The sequence below is a fragment of the Burkholderia sp. MSMB1588 genome, from assembly GCF_001546925.1.
GTDB lineage: Bacteria > Pseudomonadota > Gammaproteobacteria > Burkholderiales > Burkholderiaceae > Burkholderia > Burkholderia humptydooensis.
On sequence record NZ_LNJS01000001.1, the window covers coordinates 3,271,087 to 3,285,838 of the forward strand.

17 protein-coding genes are annotated in these 14,752 nt (G+C 67.7%); 13 read left to right on the forward strand and 4 right to left on the reverse strand.

Annotated features, from left to right (window positions below; all coding sequences use genetic code 11):
* Positions 1-27: 27 nt before the first annotated feature.
* From paaG to paaK, 3 genes are all read left to right on the forward strand, one after another.
* On the forward strand, positions 28-819 hold the full coding sequence (paaG, locus tag WS92_RS26635; RefSeq protein WP_059932532.1) for a 2-(1,2-epoxy-1,2-dihydrophenyl)acetyl-CoA isomerase PaaG: 792 nt from the start codon (positions 28-30) through the stop codon (positions 817-819).
* A gap of 73 nt (positions 820-892) precedes the next feature.
* Positions 893-1,285, forward strand: coding sequence for a hydroxyphenylacetyl-CoA thioesterase PaaI (gene paaI / locus WS92_RS26640; RefSeq protein WP_015601919.1), 393 nt, complete (start codon positions 893-895; stop codon positions 1,283-1,285).
* A gap of 37 nt (positions 1,286-1,322) precedes the next feature.
* Complete coding sequence (paaK, locus tag WS92_RS26645; RefSeq protein WP_059932530.1) at positions 1,323-2,621, forward strand: phenylacetate--CoA ligase PaaK; 1,299 nt, start codon at positions 1,323-1,325, stop codon at positions 2,619-2,621.
* Between the two features lie 192 nt (positions 2,622-2,813).
* Here the strand turns inward: paaK and WS92_RS26650 are convergent, their stop codons facing one another.
* The gene (locus tag WS92_RS26650) at positions 2,814-3,932 is read right to left on the reverse strand and encodes a murein transglycosylase A (protein ID WP_009913696.1); all 1,119 of its coding nucleotides are present in this window, start codon (positions 3,930-3,932) and stop codon (positions 2,814-2,816) included.
* 28 nt (positions 3,933-3,960) lie between these two features.
* Between WS92_RS26650 and WS92_RS36830 the strand changes: the two genes are divergently transcribed.
* Complete coding sequence (locus WS92_RS36830; RefSeq protein ID WP_009913697.1) at positions 3,961-4,104, forward strand: hypothetical protein; 144 nt, start codon at positions 3,961-3,963, stop codon at positions 4,102-4,104.
* Positions 4,105-4,146: 42 nt separating this feature from the next.
* On the opposite strand, the gene apaG is transcribed toward WS92_RS36830, so the two are convergent.
* Entirely contained in the window at positions 4,147-4,521 is a 375-nt protein-coding gene (apaG, locus tag WS92_RS26655; RefSeq protein ID WP_006029800.1) for a Co2+/Mg2+ efflux protein ApaG, read from the reverse strand.
* Here apaG and WS92_RS36835 point away from each other — a divergent pair.
* From WS92_RS36835 to WS92_RS26695, 9 genes are all read left to right on the forward strand, one after another.
* A complete protein-coding gene (locus WS92_RS36835) occupies positions 4,447-4,656 on the forward strand; it encodes a hypothetical protein (RefSeq protein ID WP_009913700.1) in 210 nt (69 codons plus the stop codon). The genes apaG and WS92_RS36835 overlap by 75 nt on opposite strands.
* A gap of 46 nt (positions 4,657-4,702) precedes the next feature.
* Positions 4,703-5,389 (forward strand): ribulose-phosphate 3-epimerase, encoded by a 687-nt coding sequence (gene rpe / locus WS92_RS26660; protein WP_015600957.1) that lies wholly within the window; start codon positions 4,703-4,705, stop codon positions 5,387-5,389.
* Positions 5,386-6,123: a phosphoglycolate phosphatase gene (locus tag WS92_RS26665; protein ID WP_059932528.1), complete on the forward strand. Its 738-nt coding sequence runs from the start codon at positions 5,386-5,388 to the stop codon at positions 6,121-6,123. Before rpe ends, WS92_RS26665 begins: the two co-directional genes overlap by 4 nt.
* A 365-nt stretch (positions 6,124-6,488) precedes the next feature.
* Positions 6,489-7,982: an anthranilate synthase component I gene (trpE, locus tag WS92_RS26670; RefSeq protein ID WP_059932526.1), complete on the forward strand. Its 1,494-nt coding sequence runs from the start codon at positions 6,489-6,491 to the stop codon at positions 7,980-7,982.
* Between the two features lie 13 nt (positions 7,983-7,995).
* Complete coding sequence (locus WS92_RS26675) at positions 7,996-8,586, forward strand: aminodeoxychorismate/anthranilate synthase component II (protein WP_006029805.1); 591 nt, start codon at positions 7,996-7,998, stop codon at positions 8,584-8,586.
* A gap of 17 nt (positions 8,587-8,603) precedes the next feature.
* Positions 8,604-9,635: an anthranilate phosphoribosyltransferase gene (trpD, locus tag WS92_RS26680; RefSeq protein WP_015601532.1), complete on the forward strand. Its 1,032-nt coding sequence runs from the start codon at positions 8,604-8,606 to the stop codon at positions 9,633-9,635.
* Positions 9,636-9,691: 56 nt separating this feature from the next.
* Complete coding sequence (trpC, locus tag WS92_RS26685) at positions 9,692-10,477, forward strand: indole-3-glycerol phosphate synthase TrpC (protein WP_059932524.1); 786 nt, start codon at positions 9,692-9,694, stop codon at positions 10,475-10,477.
* A gap of 10 nt (positions 10,478-10,487) precedes the next feature.
* Positions 10,488-11,129, forward strand: coding sequence for a CYTH domain-containing protein (locus tag WS92_RS26690; protein ID WP_059932522.1), 642 nt, complete (start codon positions 10,488-10,490; stop codon positions 11,127-11,129).
* A 42-nt stretch (positions 11,130-11,171) separates the two neighbouring features.
* Complete coding sequence (locus tag WS92_RS26695) at positions 11,172-11,960, forward strand: uracil-DNA glycosylase (RefSeq protein WP_006029809.1); 789 nt, start codon at positions 11,172-11,174, stop codon at positions 11,958-11,960.
* 184 nt (positions 11,961-12,144) lie between these two features.
* Here WS92_RS26695 and WS92_RS26700 read toward each other — a convergent pair whose 3' ends face one another.
* Entirely contained in the window at positions 12,145-12,741 is a 597-nt protein-coding gene (locus WS92_RS26700; protein ID WP_059932521.1) for an FMN-dependent NADH-azoreductase, read from the reverse strand.
* 136 nt (positions 12,742-12,877) lie between these two features.
* Entirely contained in the window at positions 12,878-14,707 is a 1,830-nt protein-coding gene (locus WS92_RS26705; protein WP_059932519.1) for a M61 family metallopeptidase, read from the reverse strand.
* Between the last annotated feature and the right edge of the window lie 45 nt (positions 14,708-14,752).

The window sequence follows — 14,752 nt, forward strand, 5'->3', positions numbered from 1 at the left end:
GATTTCGAAGATATAAGGAGACAGCCGATGTCCTACCAAGCGATTCGCATCGAAATCGATCCCGCGGCGCGGATAGCGACGATCACGCTCGACCGCCCCGACAAGCTCAACAGCTTCACGCGCGACATGCATCGCGAGTTGCAATCGGCGCTCGACGACGTGCAGGCCGCCAACGCGCGCGCATTGATTCTCGCCGGCGCGGGACGCGGCTTCTGCGCGGGCCAGGATCTTGCCGACCTCGATTTCACGCCGGGGGAGATGACCGATCTCGGCGACATGATCGACGCGCATTTCAATCCGCTCATTCGCCGCCTGCAAGCGCTGCCGCTGCCCGTCATCGCTGCCGTAAACGGCACCGCGGCGGGTGCGGGCGCCAATCTCGCGTTCGCCTGCGATCTCGTCATCGCGGCGAAATCGAGCAGTTTCATTCAGTCGTTCGTGAAGATCGGCCTCGTCCCGGACTCCGGCGGCACGTGGTTCCTGCCGCAGCGCGTAGGCTTCGCCCGCGCGCTCGGCCTCGCGCTCACGGGCGACAAACTCGGCGCCGAACAGGCCGAGCGTTGGGGGCTCGTGTGGCGCGTCGTCGACGATGCCGAACTCACGGATACCGCCTTGCAGCTCGCCCGACAACTCGCGCAGCAGCCGACGCGCGCGATCGCGGCAATCAAGCAAGCGATGCGGGCGGGCGTCACCAATACGCTCGACCAGCAGCTCGATCTTGAACGCGATTTTCAGCGCGAGCTCGGGCAATCGTACGACTACGCGGAAGGCGTGCGCGCGTTCATCGAAAAGCGCGCCCCGCGCTTCGAAGGACGCTGAGATGGCCGAACGCTCCCCAACGGCAGCCGCCGAACGCTCCGCCGAAGCGCTCGCCCGCGCAACCGCCAATGCAATGTACGCCGCGGACGCCTGCAGCCGCGGCCTCGGCATCGAGCTGCTCGAAGTGCGGCCGGGCTACGCGCGCACGCGCATGCCGGTGCGCACCGATTTCCTGAACGGCCACCAGATCTGCCACGGCGGACTCATCTTCACGCTCGCGGATTCGACGTTCGCGTTCGCGTGCAACTCGTACAACGTCAACACGGTCGCAGCCGGCTGCTCGATCGAATTCCTGCAGCCGGTGGCAGGCGGCGACGTGCTCACCGCGGAAGCGACGGAGCAGACGCTGAACGGCCGGCACGGCATCTACGATATCCGCGTAACGAACCGGACAGGAGAAACCGTCGCGATGTTCCGCGGCAAATCGACCCAAATCAAAGGGACGGTGATCCCTGTAGACCGTTAGCGTCCACGTACGCTCACATAAATATATTGGAGACATCATGGCAACCTCGCTTCCGCTCGAACCGATCGAACGGGCGAGCCGCGACGAACTGCTCGCGCTTCAGCTCGACCGCCTGAAATGGTCACTCGCGCACGCATACGAGAATTCGCCCGTCTATCGGCGCAAGTTCGACGAGGCGGGCGTGCATCCGACCGATCTGAAAACGCTCGCGGATCTGAGCCGCTTTCCGTTCACGACGAAGAACGACCTGCGCGACAACTATCCGTTCGGCATGTTCGCCGTGCCGCAGGAGCGCATCTCGCGCATCCATGCTTCGTCGGGCACGACGGGCAAGCCGACCGTGGTCGGCTACACGGCGCAAGACATCGACACGTGGGCCAGTCTCGTCGCCCGCTCGATCCGCGCGGCGGGCGCGCGGCCAGGCGACAAGGTCCACGTGAGCTACGGCTACGGCCTCTTCACGGGCGGTCTCGGCGCGCATTACGGCGCGGAGCGGGCCGGGCTGACGGTGATTCCGTTCGGTGGCGGCCAGACCGAAAAGCAGGTGCAACTGATCCAGGACTTCCAGCCCGACATCATCATGGTGACACCCAGCTACATGTTGTCGATCGCCGACGAGATGGAGCGCCAACACCTTGATCCCGCCCAGTGCTCGCTGCGGATCGGCATCTTCGGCGCGGAACCGTGGACCAACGACATGCGCGTCGCGATCGAGAAGCGCATGGGCATCGACGCCGTCGATATCTACGGGCTCTCCGAAGTGATCGGCCCGGGCGTCGCGTCGGAGTGTGTCGAAACGAAGGACGGCCCGACGATCTGGGAAGATCACTTCTACCCCGAAATCATCGATCCCGACACCGGCAAAGTGCTGCCGGACGGCGAGTTCGGCGAGCTCGTGTTCACGTCGCTCACGAAGGAGGCAATGCCGATCGTCCGTTATCGGACCCGCGACCTCACGCGCCTGCTGCCCGGCACCGCGCGCACGATGCGCCGGATGGAAAAGATCACCGGCCGTTCGGACGACATGATGATCGTGCGCGGCGTGAACGTGTTTCCGACCCAGCTCGAAGAGCAATTGCTCAAGCAGCGTGCGCTCGCGCCGCACTATCAGGTCGTCCTGACGAAGGACGGGCCGCTCGACGTGCTGACGCTCAACGTCGAGCCCTGCCCGGAGACAGCGCCGGATGCGGCCGCGATCGACGCCGCACGCCGCGGGCTCGCTCACGACATCAAGTCGCTGATCGGCGTGACGGCGATCATCAACGTGTTGCCCGTCAACGGCATCGAGCGCTCGGTTGGCAAGGCGAGGCGAATCGTCGACAAGCGACGCCCGTGACACTTCGCGCATAGCGGCGGACGGCGGTACGCGCCCCGCCCCACCGCCGATCACCCGCAAACAAAGCGCACCGCCCGGCATGCGGACGAACGCGGCGCGCAATCTGCCGCCGACCCAACGCTGCAATGCTCAAGGCGGTCACGCCGTCACGCTCACGCGCCCGGCGCGCGCACGCACACACTCACGAGCCGATCATGAATTCGGGAAGAGCAGCCACATCCGTCCGGTCTGCTTCATCCGGCCGGCCTGGTCGCCCGCATCGTCGCCGAGCCCCCAGAAGTAGTCTGCCCGCACGCCGCCCTTGATCGCCGTCCCGACGTCCTGCGCGAACACGAGGCGATTGAGCGGCGCATTCGTCATCGGACGCGTCGTCTGCAGGAACACCGGCGTGCCGAGCGGGATCGACGACGGATCGACCGCGATCGAGCGCTCCGGCGTGAGCGGCACGCCGAGCGCGCCGACCGGGCCGTCCGCTCCGCCGTGCGGCACGTCCTCCTGGGACGGCATCTCGCGGAAAAACACGAATCGCGGATTCGTGTCGAGCAGCGCATCGACCCGCGACGGATTTGCGCGCGCCCACGCCTTGATTCCTTGCATCGTCGCCTGCCCGGCGCCGAGTTCGCCATGATCGAGCAGCCACTTGCCGATCGAGCGGTACGGCTGGTTGTTCGTGCCGCCGTAGCCGACCCGCATCACTGCGCCGTCGTCGAGGACGACGCGGCCCGAGCCCTGCACCTGCAGGAAGAACGCCTCGATCGGATCGTCGACCCAGACGAGCTCGTTGCCGTTCAGCGCGCCCGAGCGCATGAGCTGCCCGCGCGCCGGCATCGACGCGCCCGCGCGGTAGCCGGCGGGCCAGCGGTAGAGCGCGTACTGATACGGACCGCGCCGCACCCGCGAGCCGTGCAGCAGCGGCTCGTAATAGCCGGTCACGAGGCCGTCGAGCGTGCCGTCGTTGTTCGCGAACTGGAATGGCGTGAAGTACGTCTCGAAGAAAGTGCGGGCGCTGCCGACGTCGAGATCGTCGAGCCGCAAGGCGGCCGCGCACGCGCGCTGCCAGTTCGCCTGCCGCGCGAGGCGCGCACAATTCTGGCGCAGCGCGATCGTCGCGCCGATCAGGCTATCGTCCTGCCAGCCGGGCACCTGCTGCCACGCGACGGGCGTGAGCCGCGCAGCCGCGATCTGCCCTGGTACGATCGCGGCACCCGTGGGCCGCGACGCCTGCCGCACCGGCGTGCCGCCGCATGCGGCAAGAAGCGCCGCCACCGCGGCGGCGGCCGCCCACCCGGCAAGCCGCCGGCCAAAACCCATACAATGTCTGTTGTTGATGGAAACCGCCATGTCCGATCTGCTCGACCAATACCCGATGCTCATCTTTGCGCTGGAAGCGTTGCTGGCGCTCGCCCTACTCATCTTCATCGTCGTCTGGACGGCTTCAGGCAAGAAGAAGCCGTCCAGCCGGCACGACAAGCCCCAGCGCTGACAGCAGCGCCCCAATCTTCCGCGACCCGGCCGCGCCGCGCGCTCAATGCAGCGTGCGCGGCATGTGCAGCGCGAATTCGTCGACGGGCGCCTCGAAGCGCTCGCCGTCCTCCGCGACGCAAAAATACGCGCCGCGCATCGTGCCGACAGGCGTCGCGATCACGGCCCAACTCGTGTACTCGAACTGCTCGCCCGGCTGCAGCAGCGGCTGGTGGCCGACGACGCCGAGCCCCTTCACCTCCTGAACCTGGCTCTCGCTGTCCGTGATGATCCAGTGCCGGGCGATCAATTGCGCCGCGACCTGGCCCGTATTGCGGATCGTCAGCGTGTACGCGAATGCGTATTGACGGCGTTCGGGGTCGGATTGTTCCGGCAGATAGCTGGTCTTCACCGACACGCTGAATCGATACTGGCTCATGGTGGTCCCGTCGAGGTCGCCCGCCGCAGCCGCTGCCGAGGCGCCCGCCCCGCGCGGCCGACGCGCCGCTTTGGTTCGGCATTCTGCTTGATGAGGCCCCGGCCCGCAACCGGGCGCCGCGCGCCGCGGCGGTAGAATGACGTTTTTCCGTATCGCACCGCTCCCCACGCACTTTCCGCTCATGACGCAATTCCGCATCGCCCCCAGCATTCTGTCGGCCGACTTCGCGCGGCTCGGCGAAGAAGTCCGCAACGTCGTCGCCGCCGGCGCCGACTGGATCCACTTCGACGTGATGGACAACCACTACGTGCCGAACCTGACGATCGGCCCGCTCGTCTGCGAGGCGATCCGTCCGCACGTGCAAGTGCCGATCGACGTGCATCTGATGGTGCGCCCGGTCGACCGGATCGTGCCGGATTTCGCGAAGGCGGGCGCGAACCTGATCAGCTTCCATCCGGAAGCGTCGGACCACATCGACCGCACGCTCGGCCTGATCCGCGATCACGGCTGCAAGGCGGGCCTCGTGTTCAATCCGGCGACGCCGCTCAACTACCTCGACCACGTGATGGACCGCGTCGACCTCGTGCTGATCATGTCGGTGAATCCAGGCTTCGGCGGCCAGTCGTTCATTCCCGAGGCACTCAACAAGCTGCGCGACGCCCGCGCGCGCATCGACGCGCATGCCGCGCGCACCGGCCGCGAGATCCATCTGGAGATCGACGGCGGCGTGAAGGCCGACAACATCGCGGAGATCGCGGCAGCGGGCGCGGACACGTTCGTCGCGGGCTCGGCGATCTTCGGCAAGCCCGACTATCGCCAGGTGATCGGCGAGATGCGCGACGCGCTCGCAGCCGTCGAGCGCGCGTGAGCACGGTGCCGACGTCGCCCCTCATCGACGCGCCGCGCATCGAAGCGGCGCTCATCGACCTCGACGGCACGATGGTCGATACCGCAGACGATTTCGCGGCCGGCCTGAACGCGATGCTCGCGCAGCTCGACGCGCAGGAAACGACGCGCGAGGAGGTGATGCGCTACGTCGGCAAGGGCTCGGAGAACCTGATCCGGTGCGTGCTGACGCCGCGTTTTTCCACAGACGACGCGAACGCGCGCTTCGACGAGGCGCTCGCGCTCTATCAAGCCGAATACGCGAAGATCAACGGCCGCCACACGCGGCTCTACCCGGACGTCGACGCAGGCTTGCGGGCGATGCGCGATGCGGGCGTCAAGCTCGCATGCGTGACGAACAAGCCGCACCGGTTCGCGGTCGAGCTGCTCGCGCAGTACGAACTCGCCGGCTACTTCCTCACGGTGTTCGGTGGCGATAGCGTGCCGCGCAAGAAGCCCGATCCGGCGCCGATGCTCGCCGCGTGCGACGCGCTCGGCGTCGCGCCGCGCGCGACGGTCGCGATCGGCGATTCGGAGAACGACGCGCTCGCGGGCCGCGCGGCCGGGATGGCGACGCTGACGGTGCCGTACGGCTATAACCACGGCAACGCTATACAAACGATCGAATCGGATGGTATAGTCGATTCGCTTCTCGCTGCCGCGCAGCTCATCGCCGCGCACAATTCGGCGAACTCAGCGGCAAGATCAGCCACCTGACTTTTTCTTCCATCCGCATGTTTCTAAACAAAAAACGGAGTCTGAGCAGCATCGACCGGGGAGCCTGGCCCTGGCGTCGCTGGTCGCGCCAACCTCGATGAGGTACGCTGAAGCTCGTCTTCAGCCCCGTTTTTTGTTTCGCTGCGCGTCCGCGCCCCCGATCGTCGTCCAACCCGTCGGCCCTGCCGCTGTCGAACGCTTCGCGTTCGGGCTGCCTGCCTGCCGGCGCGCGACGCACGATCGCCAGGCACAGCATCCGCCGGTTCGTCCGATCCGCCCCACGAGGGGCCGTGCTCCGGGCGCGAGCGCAGCGCCACGCGATCCCCGGCGCGCCGCGCCGATCGTCCCGACGACAGGACCGGAACATGACCGAACTCGAATTCCAATCGCTCGCCAACGAGGGCTACAACCGCATTCCGCTCATCGCCGAAGCGCTGGCCGACCTCGAAACGCCGCTTTCGCTGTATCTGAAGCTCGCGCAGCCCGAACGCGGCGGCGCCAACTCGTTCCTGCTCGAATCGGTCGTGGGCGGCGAGCGCTTCGGGCGCTACTCGTTCATCGGCCTGCCCGCGCACACGCTCGTGCGCACGAAGAACGGCGCGTCGGAGATCGTGACGGACGGCCAGGTCGTCGAGACCCACGACGGCGACCCGTTCGCATTCATCGCGAAGTTCCAGAGCCGCTTCAAGGTCGCGCAGCGCCCCGGCCTGCCGCGCTTCTGCGGCGGCCTCGCCGGCTACTTCGGCTACGACGCGGTGCGCTACATCGAGAAAAAGCTCGCGCACACTGCGCCGCGCGACGATCTCGGCCTGCCCGACATCCAGTTGCTGCTGACCGAGGAAGTCGCCGTCATCGACAATCTCGCCGGCAAGCTCTACCTGATCGTCTACGCCGATCCGACGAAGCCCGAGGCATACACGAAGGCCAGGCAGCGGCTGCGCGAGCTCAAGCACCGGCTGCGCGCGAGCGTCGTGCCGCCCGTCACGTCGGCGAGCGTGCGCACCGAGATCTATCGGGAGTTCAAGAAGGAAGATTATCTGGCCGCCGTGCGCCAGGCGAAGGAATACATCGCGGCGGGCGAGCTGATGCAGATCCAGGTCGGCCAGCGCCTCACGAAGCCGTATCGCGACAACCCGCTGTCGCTGTACCGCGCGCTGCGCTCGCTGAATCCGTCGCCGTACATGTATTACTACAACCTCGGCGACTTCCACGTCGTCGGCGCGTCGCCGGAGATCCTCGTGCGCCAGGAGAAGCGCGGCGGCGACCAGATCGTGACGATCCGCCCGCTCGCCGGCACGCGGCCGCGCGGCAACACGCCCGAGCGCGACGCCGAGCTCGCGACCGAGCTGCTCAGCGATCCGAAGGAAATCGCCGAGCACGTGATGCTGATCGACCTCGCGCGCAACGACGTCGGCCGCATCGCGGAAATCGGCTCGGTTCAAGTGACCGACAAGATGGTGATCGAGAAATACTCGCACGTGCAGCACATCGTGAGCTCGGTCGAAGGCAAGCTGAAGCCCGGCATGACGAACTACGACGTGCTGCGCGCGACGTTCCCGGCCGGCACGCTGTCCGGCGCGCCGAAGGTGCGCGCGATGGAGCTGATCGACGAGCTCGAGCCGGTGAAGCGCGGGCTCTACGGCGGCGCGGTCGGCTATCTGTCGTTCTCGGGCGAGATGGATCTCGCGATCGCGATCCGCACGGGCCTCATCCACAACGGCAATCTGTACGTGCAGGCGGCGGCGGGCGTCGTTGCCGACTCGGTGCCCGAATCCGAATGGCAGGAAACCGAGAACAAGGCGCGCGCGGTGCTGCGCGCGGCCGAACAGGTGCAAGACGGCCTCGATTCCGATTTCTGACCGGAGACTGACCATGCTGCTCATGATCGACAACTACGATTCGTTCACCTACAACCTGGTCCAGTACTTCGGCGAGCTCGGCGAGGACGTGCGCACCTATCGCAACGACGAGATCACGCTCGACGAAATCGCGCGCCTGAATCCCGACACGATCTGCCTGTCGCCCGGCCCGAGCAATCCGCAGCACGCGGGGATCACGCTCGACGTACTGCGCAAGTTCGCCGGCAAGAAGCCGATCCTCGGCGTGTGCCTCGGCCATCAGGCGATCGGCGAGGCGTTCGGCGGCCGCGTCGTGCGCGCGAAGACCATCATGCACGGCAAGGTAAGCCGGATCGAGACCGACTGCCGCGGCGTGTTCGCCGATCTGCCGAAGCATTTCGACGTGACACGCTATCATTCGCTTGCGGTCGAGCGCGAATCGCTGCCCGATTGCCTGGAGATCTCGGCGTGGACCGACGACGGCGAGATCATGGGCGTGCGCCACAAGACGCTGCCCATCGAAGGCGTCCAGTTCCACCCGGAATCGATCCTGTCGGAGCACGGCCACGCGCTCCTCGAGAATTTCCTCAAGGAAGCGCGGCAAGCGGCCGCTCATTCAGCCTGACGACGGCGGACCGAATCATGACGATCACTCCCCAGGAAGCGCTGCAGCGCACGATCGAGCACCGCGAGATCTTCCACGACGAAATGCTGCACCTGATGCGGCTCATCATGCGCGGCGACATGTCGCCCGTGATGGCGGCCGCGATCATCACCGGCCTGCGCGTGAAGAAGGAGACGATCGGCGAGATCGCCGCCGCCGCGACGGTGATGCGCGAGTTCGCGCGCCACGTCGAGGTGGAGGACAACGCGAATTTCGTCGACATCGTCGGCACGGGCGGCGACGGCTCGCACACGTTCAACATCTCGACCGCGACGATGTTCGTCGCGGCGGCGGCGGGCGCGAAGGTCGCGAAGCACGGCAACCGCGGCGTGTCGAGCAAGTCCGGCAGCGCCGACGTGCTCGAGGCGCTCGGCGTGAACATCGACCTGCAGCCCGATCAGGTGGCCGCGTCGATCGCCGCAACGGGGATGGGCTTCATGTTCGCGCCGAACCATCATCCGGCGATGCGCAACATCGCGCCCGTGCGCCGCGAGCTCGGCGTGCGGACGATCTTCAACATCCTCGGGCCGCTCACCAACCCGGCCGACGCGCCGAACCAGTTGATGGGCGTGTTCCACCCGGATCTCGTCGGCATCCAGGTGCGCGTGATGCAGCGGCTCGGCGCGCGGCACGTGCTGGTCGTCTACGGCAAGGACGGGATGGACGAGGTGTCGCTCGGCGCGGCGACGCTCGTCGGCGAGCTGCGCGACGGCGAAGTGCGCGAGTACGAAATCCATCCGGAGGACTTCGGGATGCAGATGGTGTCGAACCGCACGCTGAAGGTCGAGAACGCCGACGAATCCCGCGTGATGCTGCTCGAAGCGCTCGGCAACAAGCCGGGCGTCGCGCGCGAGATCGTCACGCTGAACGCGGGCACCGCGCTCTATTCGGCGAACGTCGCGGGCTCGATCGCCGACGGCATCCAGCTCGCGCGCGAAGCGATCGCGAGCGGCCGCGCCCGCGAGAAGGTCGACGAGCTCGTGCGCTTCACGCAGCAGTTCAAGCGCTGATCCGGCGCCTCGCGCCTTGACCGAATCCGAAACCGAATCCAGCACGCAGGACACCCATGAGCGACATCCTCGACAAAATCATCGCCGTCAAGCGCGAAGAGATCGCCGCCGCGCTCAAGAGCGCGCCGCTCGAAGAACTGAAACTGCAGGCGTCGGCGCGCGATTCGCGCGACTTCGTTGGCGCACTGCGCAGCAAGCACGCGGCCGGACGCGCCGCCGTCATCGCCGAGGTGAAGAAGGCGAGCCCGTCGAAGGGCGTGCTGCGCGAGCACTTCGTACCGGCCAACATCGCCCGCTCATACGCGGAGCACGGCGCCGCGTGCCTGTCGGTGCTGACCGACGAGCAGTTCTTCCAGGGCAGCGCGCGCTATCTCGAAGAGGCGCGCGCCGCGTGCAGCCTGCCCGTGCTGCGCAAGGACTTCATCGTCGACGCGTATCAGGTGCTCGAAGCGCGCGCGATGGGCGCGGACGCGATCCTGCTGATCGCCGCCGCGCTCGATACGCCGCTGATGCAGGATCTCGAGGCGTACGCGCATTCGCTCGGGCTCGCGGTGCTCGTCGAGGTGCACAACCGCGACGAGCTGAACGCGGCGCTCGAGCTGAACACGCCGCTCGTCGGCATCAACAACCGCAACCTGCGCACGTTCGAGACGACGATCGACACGACGCTCGGCATGCTCGACGCGATTCCGGACGACCGGATCGTCGTCACCGAGTCGGGCATCCTGTCGCGCGCGGACGTCGAGCGGATGGAAGCGGCGGGCGTGCATACCTTCCTCGTCGGCGAAGCGTTCATGCGCGCCGAGAATCCGGGCGCGGAACTCGCGCGGATGTTTTTCTGAGCAGCGCGCGATGGCGATCGAACAGGAAATCAAGCTCGCGCTGCCCGCCGCGCAAGTCGACGCGGCGCGGCGCTTTCTCGATGCCCGCGCCGGCGCCAACGGCCGCGAGATCACGCTCGTGAATGTCTACTTCGACACGCCGACGCTCGCGCTCGCGCGCGCGAAGAGCGCGCTGCGGCTGCGGTATGCGCCGCAGGGCTGGCTGCAGACGTTCAAGACGGCCGGCGTGGCCGAACGCGGGCTGCATCGCCGCCATGAGTGGGAGATGCCCGTCGCGGGCGAGGCGCTCGAGATCGACGCGCTCTGCGCCGCATGCGACGTGCCGAGCGCCGCCGACGCGCTGCGCGCCGCCGCGCCGGAGCTCATCGCGCTCTTTCGCACCGACTTCTCGCGCACGCTGTGGCGCATCGAGCACGCGGGCGCGACGATCGAGGCGGCGCTCGATCGCGGCGAAGTCGTCGCGCAAGTGGACGGCGACGTGCGCCGCGAGCCGATCTGCGAGATCGAGCTCGAACTCGTCAACGGAGACGCGAGCGCACTCGCGACGCTCGCCGGCGAAGTCGCCGCGGCGCTGCCGGGCATCGCGCCGGACAACCTGAGCAAGGCGCAGCGCGGCTATCGGCTGCGCGGCGGCGACCTGCGCGCCGACTGACCGATCTTTTTCCGCATGACCAAGCCCTCTTCGTCTCGCCCGATGCAACAACCCTCGCTGTTCGACGATCACGCTCCACCCGCGCCGCCCGCCACCAAAGGCGGCGCATCCACGACCACCCTCGAATCGCAATTCGATGCGCTGCCGCCCGACTGGCGCGCGATCGTCGAGCCGTTCGTCGCGAGCGACGCGTATGCGCCGCTCTGCCGTTTCGTCGACGGCGAGCGCGCGGCCGGCAAGGCGATTTATCCGGCCGACGTGTTCCGCGCGCTGCGGCTCACGCACCCGGACGACGTGAAGGTCGTGATTCTCGGCCAGGACCCGTATCACGGCGAGGATCGCGGCATCCCGCAGGCGCACGGGCTCGCGTTCTCGGTGCCGCCCGGCGTGCGGCCGCCGCCGTCGCTGCGCAACATCTTCAAGGAAATCTCGGCCGACTTCGGCTACGAGCCGCCCCGCCACGGCTGTCTGGACACGTGGGCGCGCCAGGGCGTGCTGCTCCTCAACACGGTGCTGACGGTCGAGCGCTCGTCGGCCGCGAGTCACGCGAAGCGCGGCTGGGAGAAATGCACCGATACGCTGATCCACGAACTCGCGACGCGCCACCGTCACCTCGTGTTCATGCTGTGGGGCGCGCACGCGCAGGCGAAGCGCGCGCTGTTCGATCCGCGCGAGCATTGCGTGCTCGAAGCGCCGCATCCGTCGCCGCTGTCCGCGCATCGCGGCTTCCTCGGCTGCCGTCATTTCGCGCTCGCGAACGACTACCTCGTGCAGCACGGGCGCGCGCCGATCGACTGGCGGCTGCCCGACGAGGCCGAGACGCTCGCTTGACGCCCGTGCGCGGCGGGCGCGCGCGGCGCCGTGCGCGATCCCGTTCACGCCGCGCGACGAACGTCCGTCGAGCTCACGCGCCCCGGCCGATATCCGGCGCATCGCAGGCACAAATAAAAACGCCGCGAACCTTCCGGTCCGCGGCGCTTTTTTCAGTTTTTTTCAGGCTGTCGCGCAATGACGCTCAAACCGCCGCGATCGCCTCGCGAGCGTTCGCGAGCGCTTCGTTCGCCGCATCCGGCCCGAGCGCGAGGCCTTCCGCGTAGACGAACGTCACGTCGGTCATGCCGATGAAGCCGAGGAACGTCTTCAGGAACGGCGTCTGGCTGTCGGTCGGCATGCCCACGTGCTTGCCGCCGCGCGCCGACACCACGTACACCTTCTTGCCCTTGATCAGCCCTTCCGGACCTTGCGCCGTGTAGCGGAACGTGACGCCCGCGCGGGCGATCCAGTCGAAGTACGTCTTCAGTTGCGACGACACGCCGAAGTTGTACATCGGCGCGCCGATCACGATCACGTCGGCCGAGCGCAGTTCGTCGATCAGCGTGTCGCTCTTCGCAACGATCGCGTTCTGCTCGGCGCTGCGCTGGTCGGCCGGCGTGAAGAACGCGCCCAGCACCGCGTCGTCGAGGTGCGGCAGCGCGTCGGCGAGCAGGCTGCGAACCTTGACGGTCGCGCCGGGGTTGGCTTGTTGCAGCTTGGCCGTCAGTTCGTCGGCGAGCATCGTCGACTGGGCGCCTTGCGAGCGGGCGGCGGAATTGATCTGGAGAATGGTCGTCATGTCGGGCTCCGGGTTTGGTTTGCGCCAAGTGCAGCGCGAGTGACGCCATTGTGCGGATCGTCGCCGCCGCGAAAAAGCGGCGGCCGGGTGACGGATTGTTGCAATAGCGAAACAATCCGCACCCGGTTCGGCGCGATTAACGACCGCCGCGCGCCGCCGGCAGCCCGAGCCACGCGCCGCGGTGGGCGCGCGCCGCCGCGGGTTTCGGCTGTGCGGTCAGCTTGTAGCGCGCGACGTCCGGGCCGTCGAGCTTGAGTTGCGCGACGCGCAGCTCGTCGCGCCGGAACGCGTGGATTTCGACCTTGTCGCCGGCCCGGTAGCGCGCGAGCAGCGCGTCGAGGTTCGAGCCCGTCACGCGCAACCCGTCGATCGCGACGAGCGCGTCGCCCGCGGACAGCCCCGCCCGGTGCGCGGCGCCGCCTTCGTAGACGGCCGCGAGCGTGCATTCCGCGCCGCCCCGGGTGCGCGCGCCGAGCGTCGGCTTCGGGGGCGCATCGGCCGGGCCGTTCGCATCCGTGTCCGGCGCGAGCGTCACGCCGAACGGCTCGAAGAGCTCGGCGAGCGGCAGCTCGCGCGTGCCGGCCACCGCGTCGTCGAAGAGGCGGCCGAGATCGACGCCCGTCGCCTCGGCGATCAGCGCCTTCACGTCGTCCTCGCCGACGCCGTGCGGCTTGCCGTGATAGAAGTCGCGCCCGAAGCGCTGCCACAGAAGCCGCATCACGTCGTCGAGCGACTTGTGGTGGCGGGTCTGCGCGCGGATTGCCAGATCGAACGCGAGCGCGACGAGCGAGCCCTTCGTGTAATAGCTGACGACCGCGTTCGTCGCGTTCTCGTCCTGCCGGTAATACTTGATCCATGCGTCGAACGAGCTTTCGGCGACGCTCTGCTTGAGCCGGCCGGCGCCGCGCTGCACGCCGGCGATCGTGCGGCCGACGAGCGCGAAATAGTCGTCCTGCGAGATGAGGCCGCTGCGCACGAGCATCAGGTCATCGTAGTACGACGTGAAGCCCTCGAAGAGCCACAGCAGCGACGTGTAGTTCTCCCGCGACAGGTCGTACGGAGCGAACGCGGCCGGCTTGATCCGCTTCACGTTCCACGTGTGGAAGTACTCGTGGCTGCACAGGCCGAGATACGTCCGATAGCCTTCCGTCTGCTCCGCGCACCCCTTCACCGGCAGATCCGCGCGATTGCAGACGAGCGCCGTCGACGCGCGGTGCTCGAGCCCGCCGTAGCCGTCGCTGACGGCCTGCGTCATGAACACGTAGCGCGGCATCGGCGCGCGCTTCGTCTTCGGCTCGAACAGCGCGATCTGCGCTTCGCACACGCGCTTCAGGTCGGCCGCGAGCCGTTCGAGATCGAGCCCGGTCACGCGGCCCGCGATCGCGATGTCGTGCGGCACGCCGTGCGCGTCGAACGACGCGAGCGCGAATTCGCCGAGCGTGACCGGATGGTCGATCAGCTCGTCGTAGTTCTGCGCGCGGTAAGCGCCGAAGCCGTAGCGCTTCGTGCCGCGCGCCTCCGGCAGCGCGGTCGCGACCCGCCAGCGCCGGTACGCGTCGCCCGCCGGGCGCTCGATCGTCACCTCGCATGGCACGCCCTCGTGCCCGAGCGGCGCGAGAAACACGCTCGTGCCGTTGAAGAAGCCGCCCGTGTCGTCCAGATGCGAGGCGCGCACCGACAGGTCCCACGCGTAGACGTCGTAGCGCAGCGTGATCGGCCCGGGCGCCGGCGCGGCCTGCCAGGTCTGCTTGTCGAGCTTGCCGATCCGCAGCTTGCGGCCCGCGTCGTTGAACGCGCGCAGCGTCACGATGTTGCGCGCGAACTCGCGCACCATGTAGCTGCCCGGAATCCATACGGGCAGCGAAAAGCGCTGGCCCGCCGGATCCGGGTCGGCGAGCGTGAGCGTCACTTCGAACAGGTGCGCGGCGGGATCTTTCGGAACGATCGTGTAGCGAATCGGCTTCATCGTCGGAATCGGTTGGTGCGAGGGAGAAACGGGAACAGGAACGAA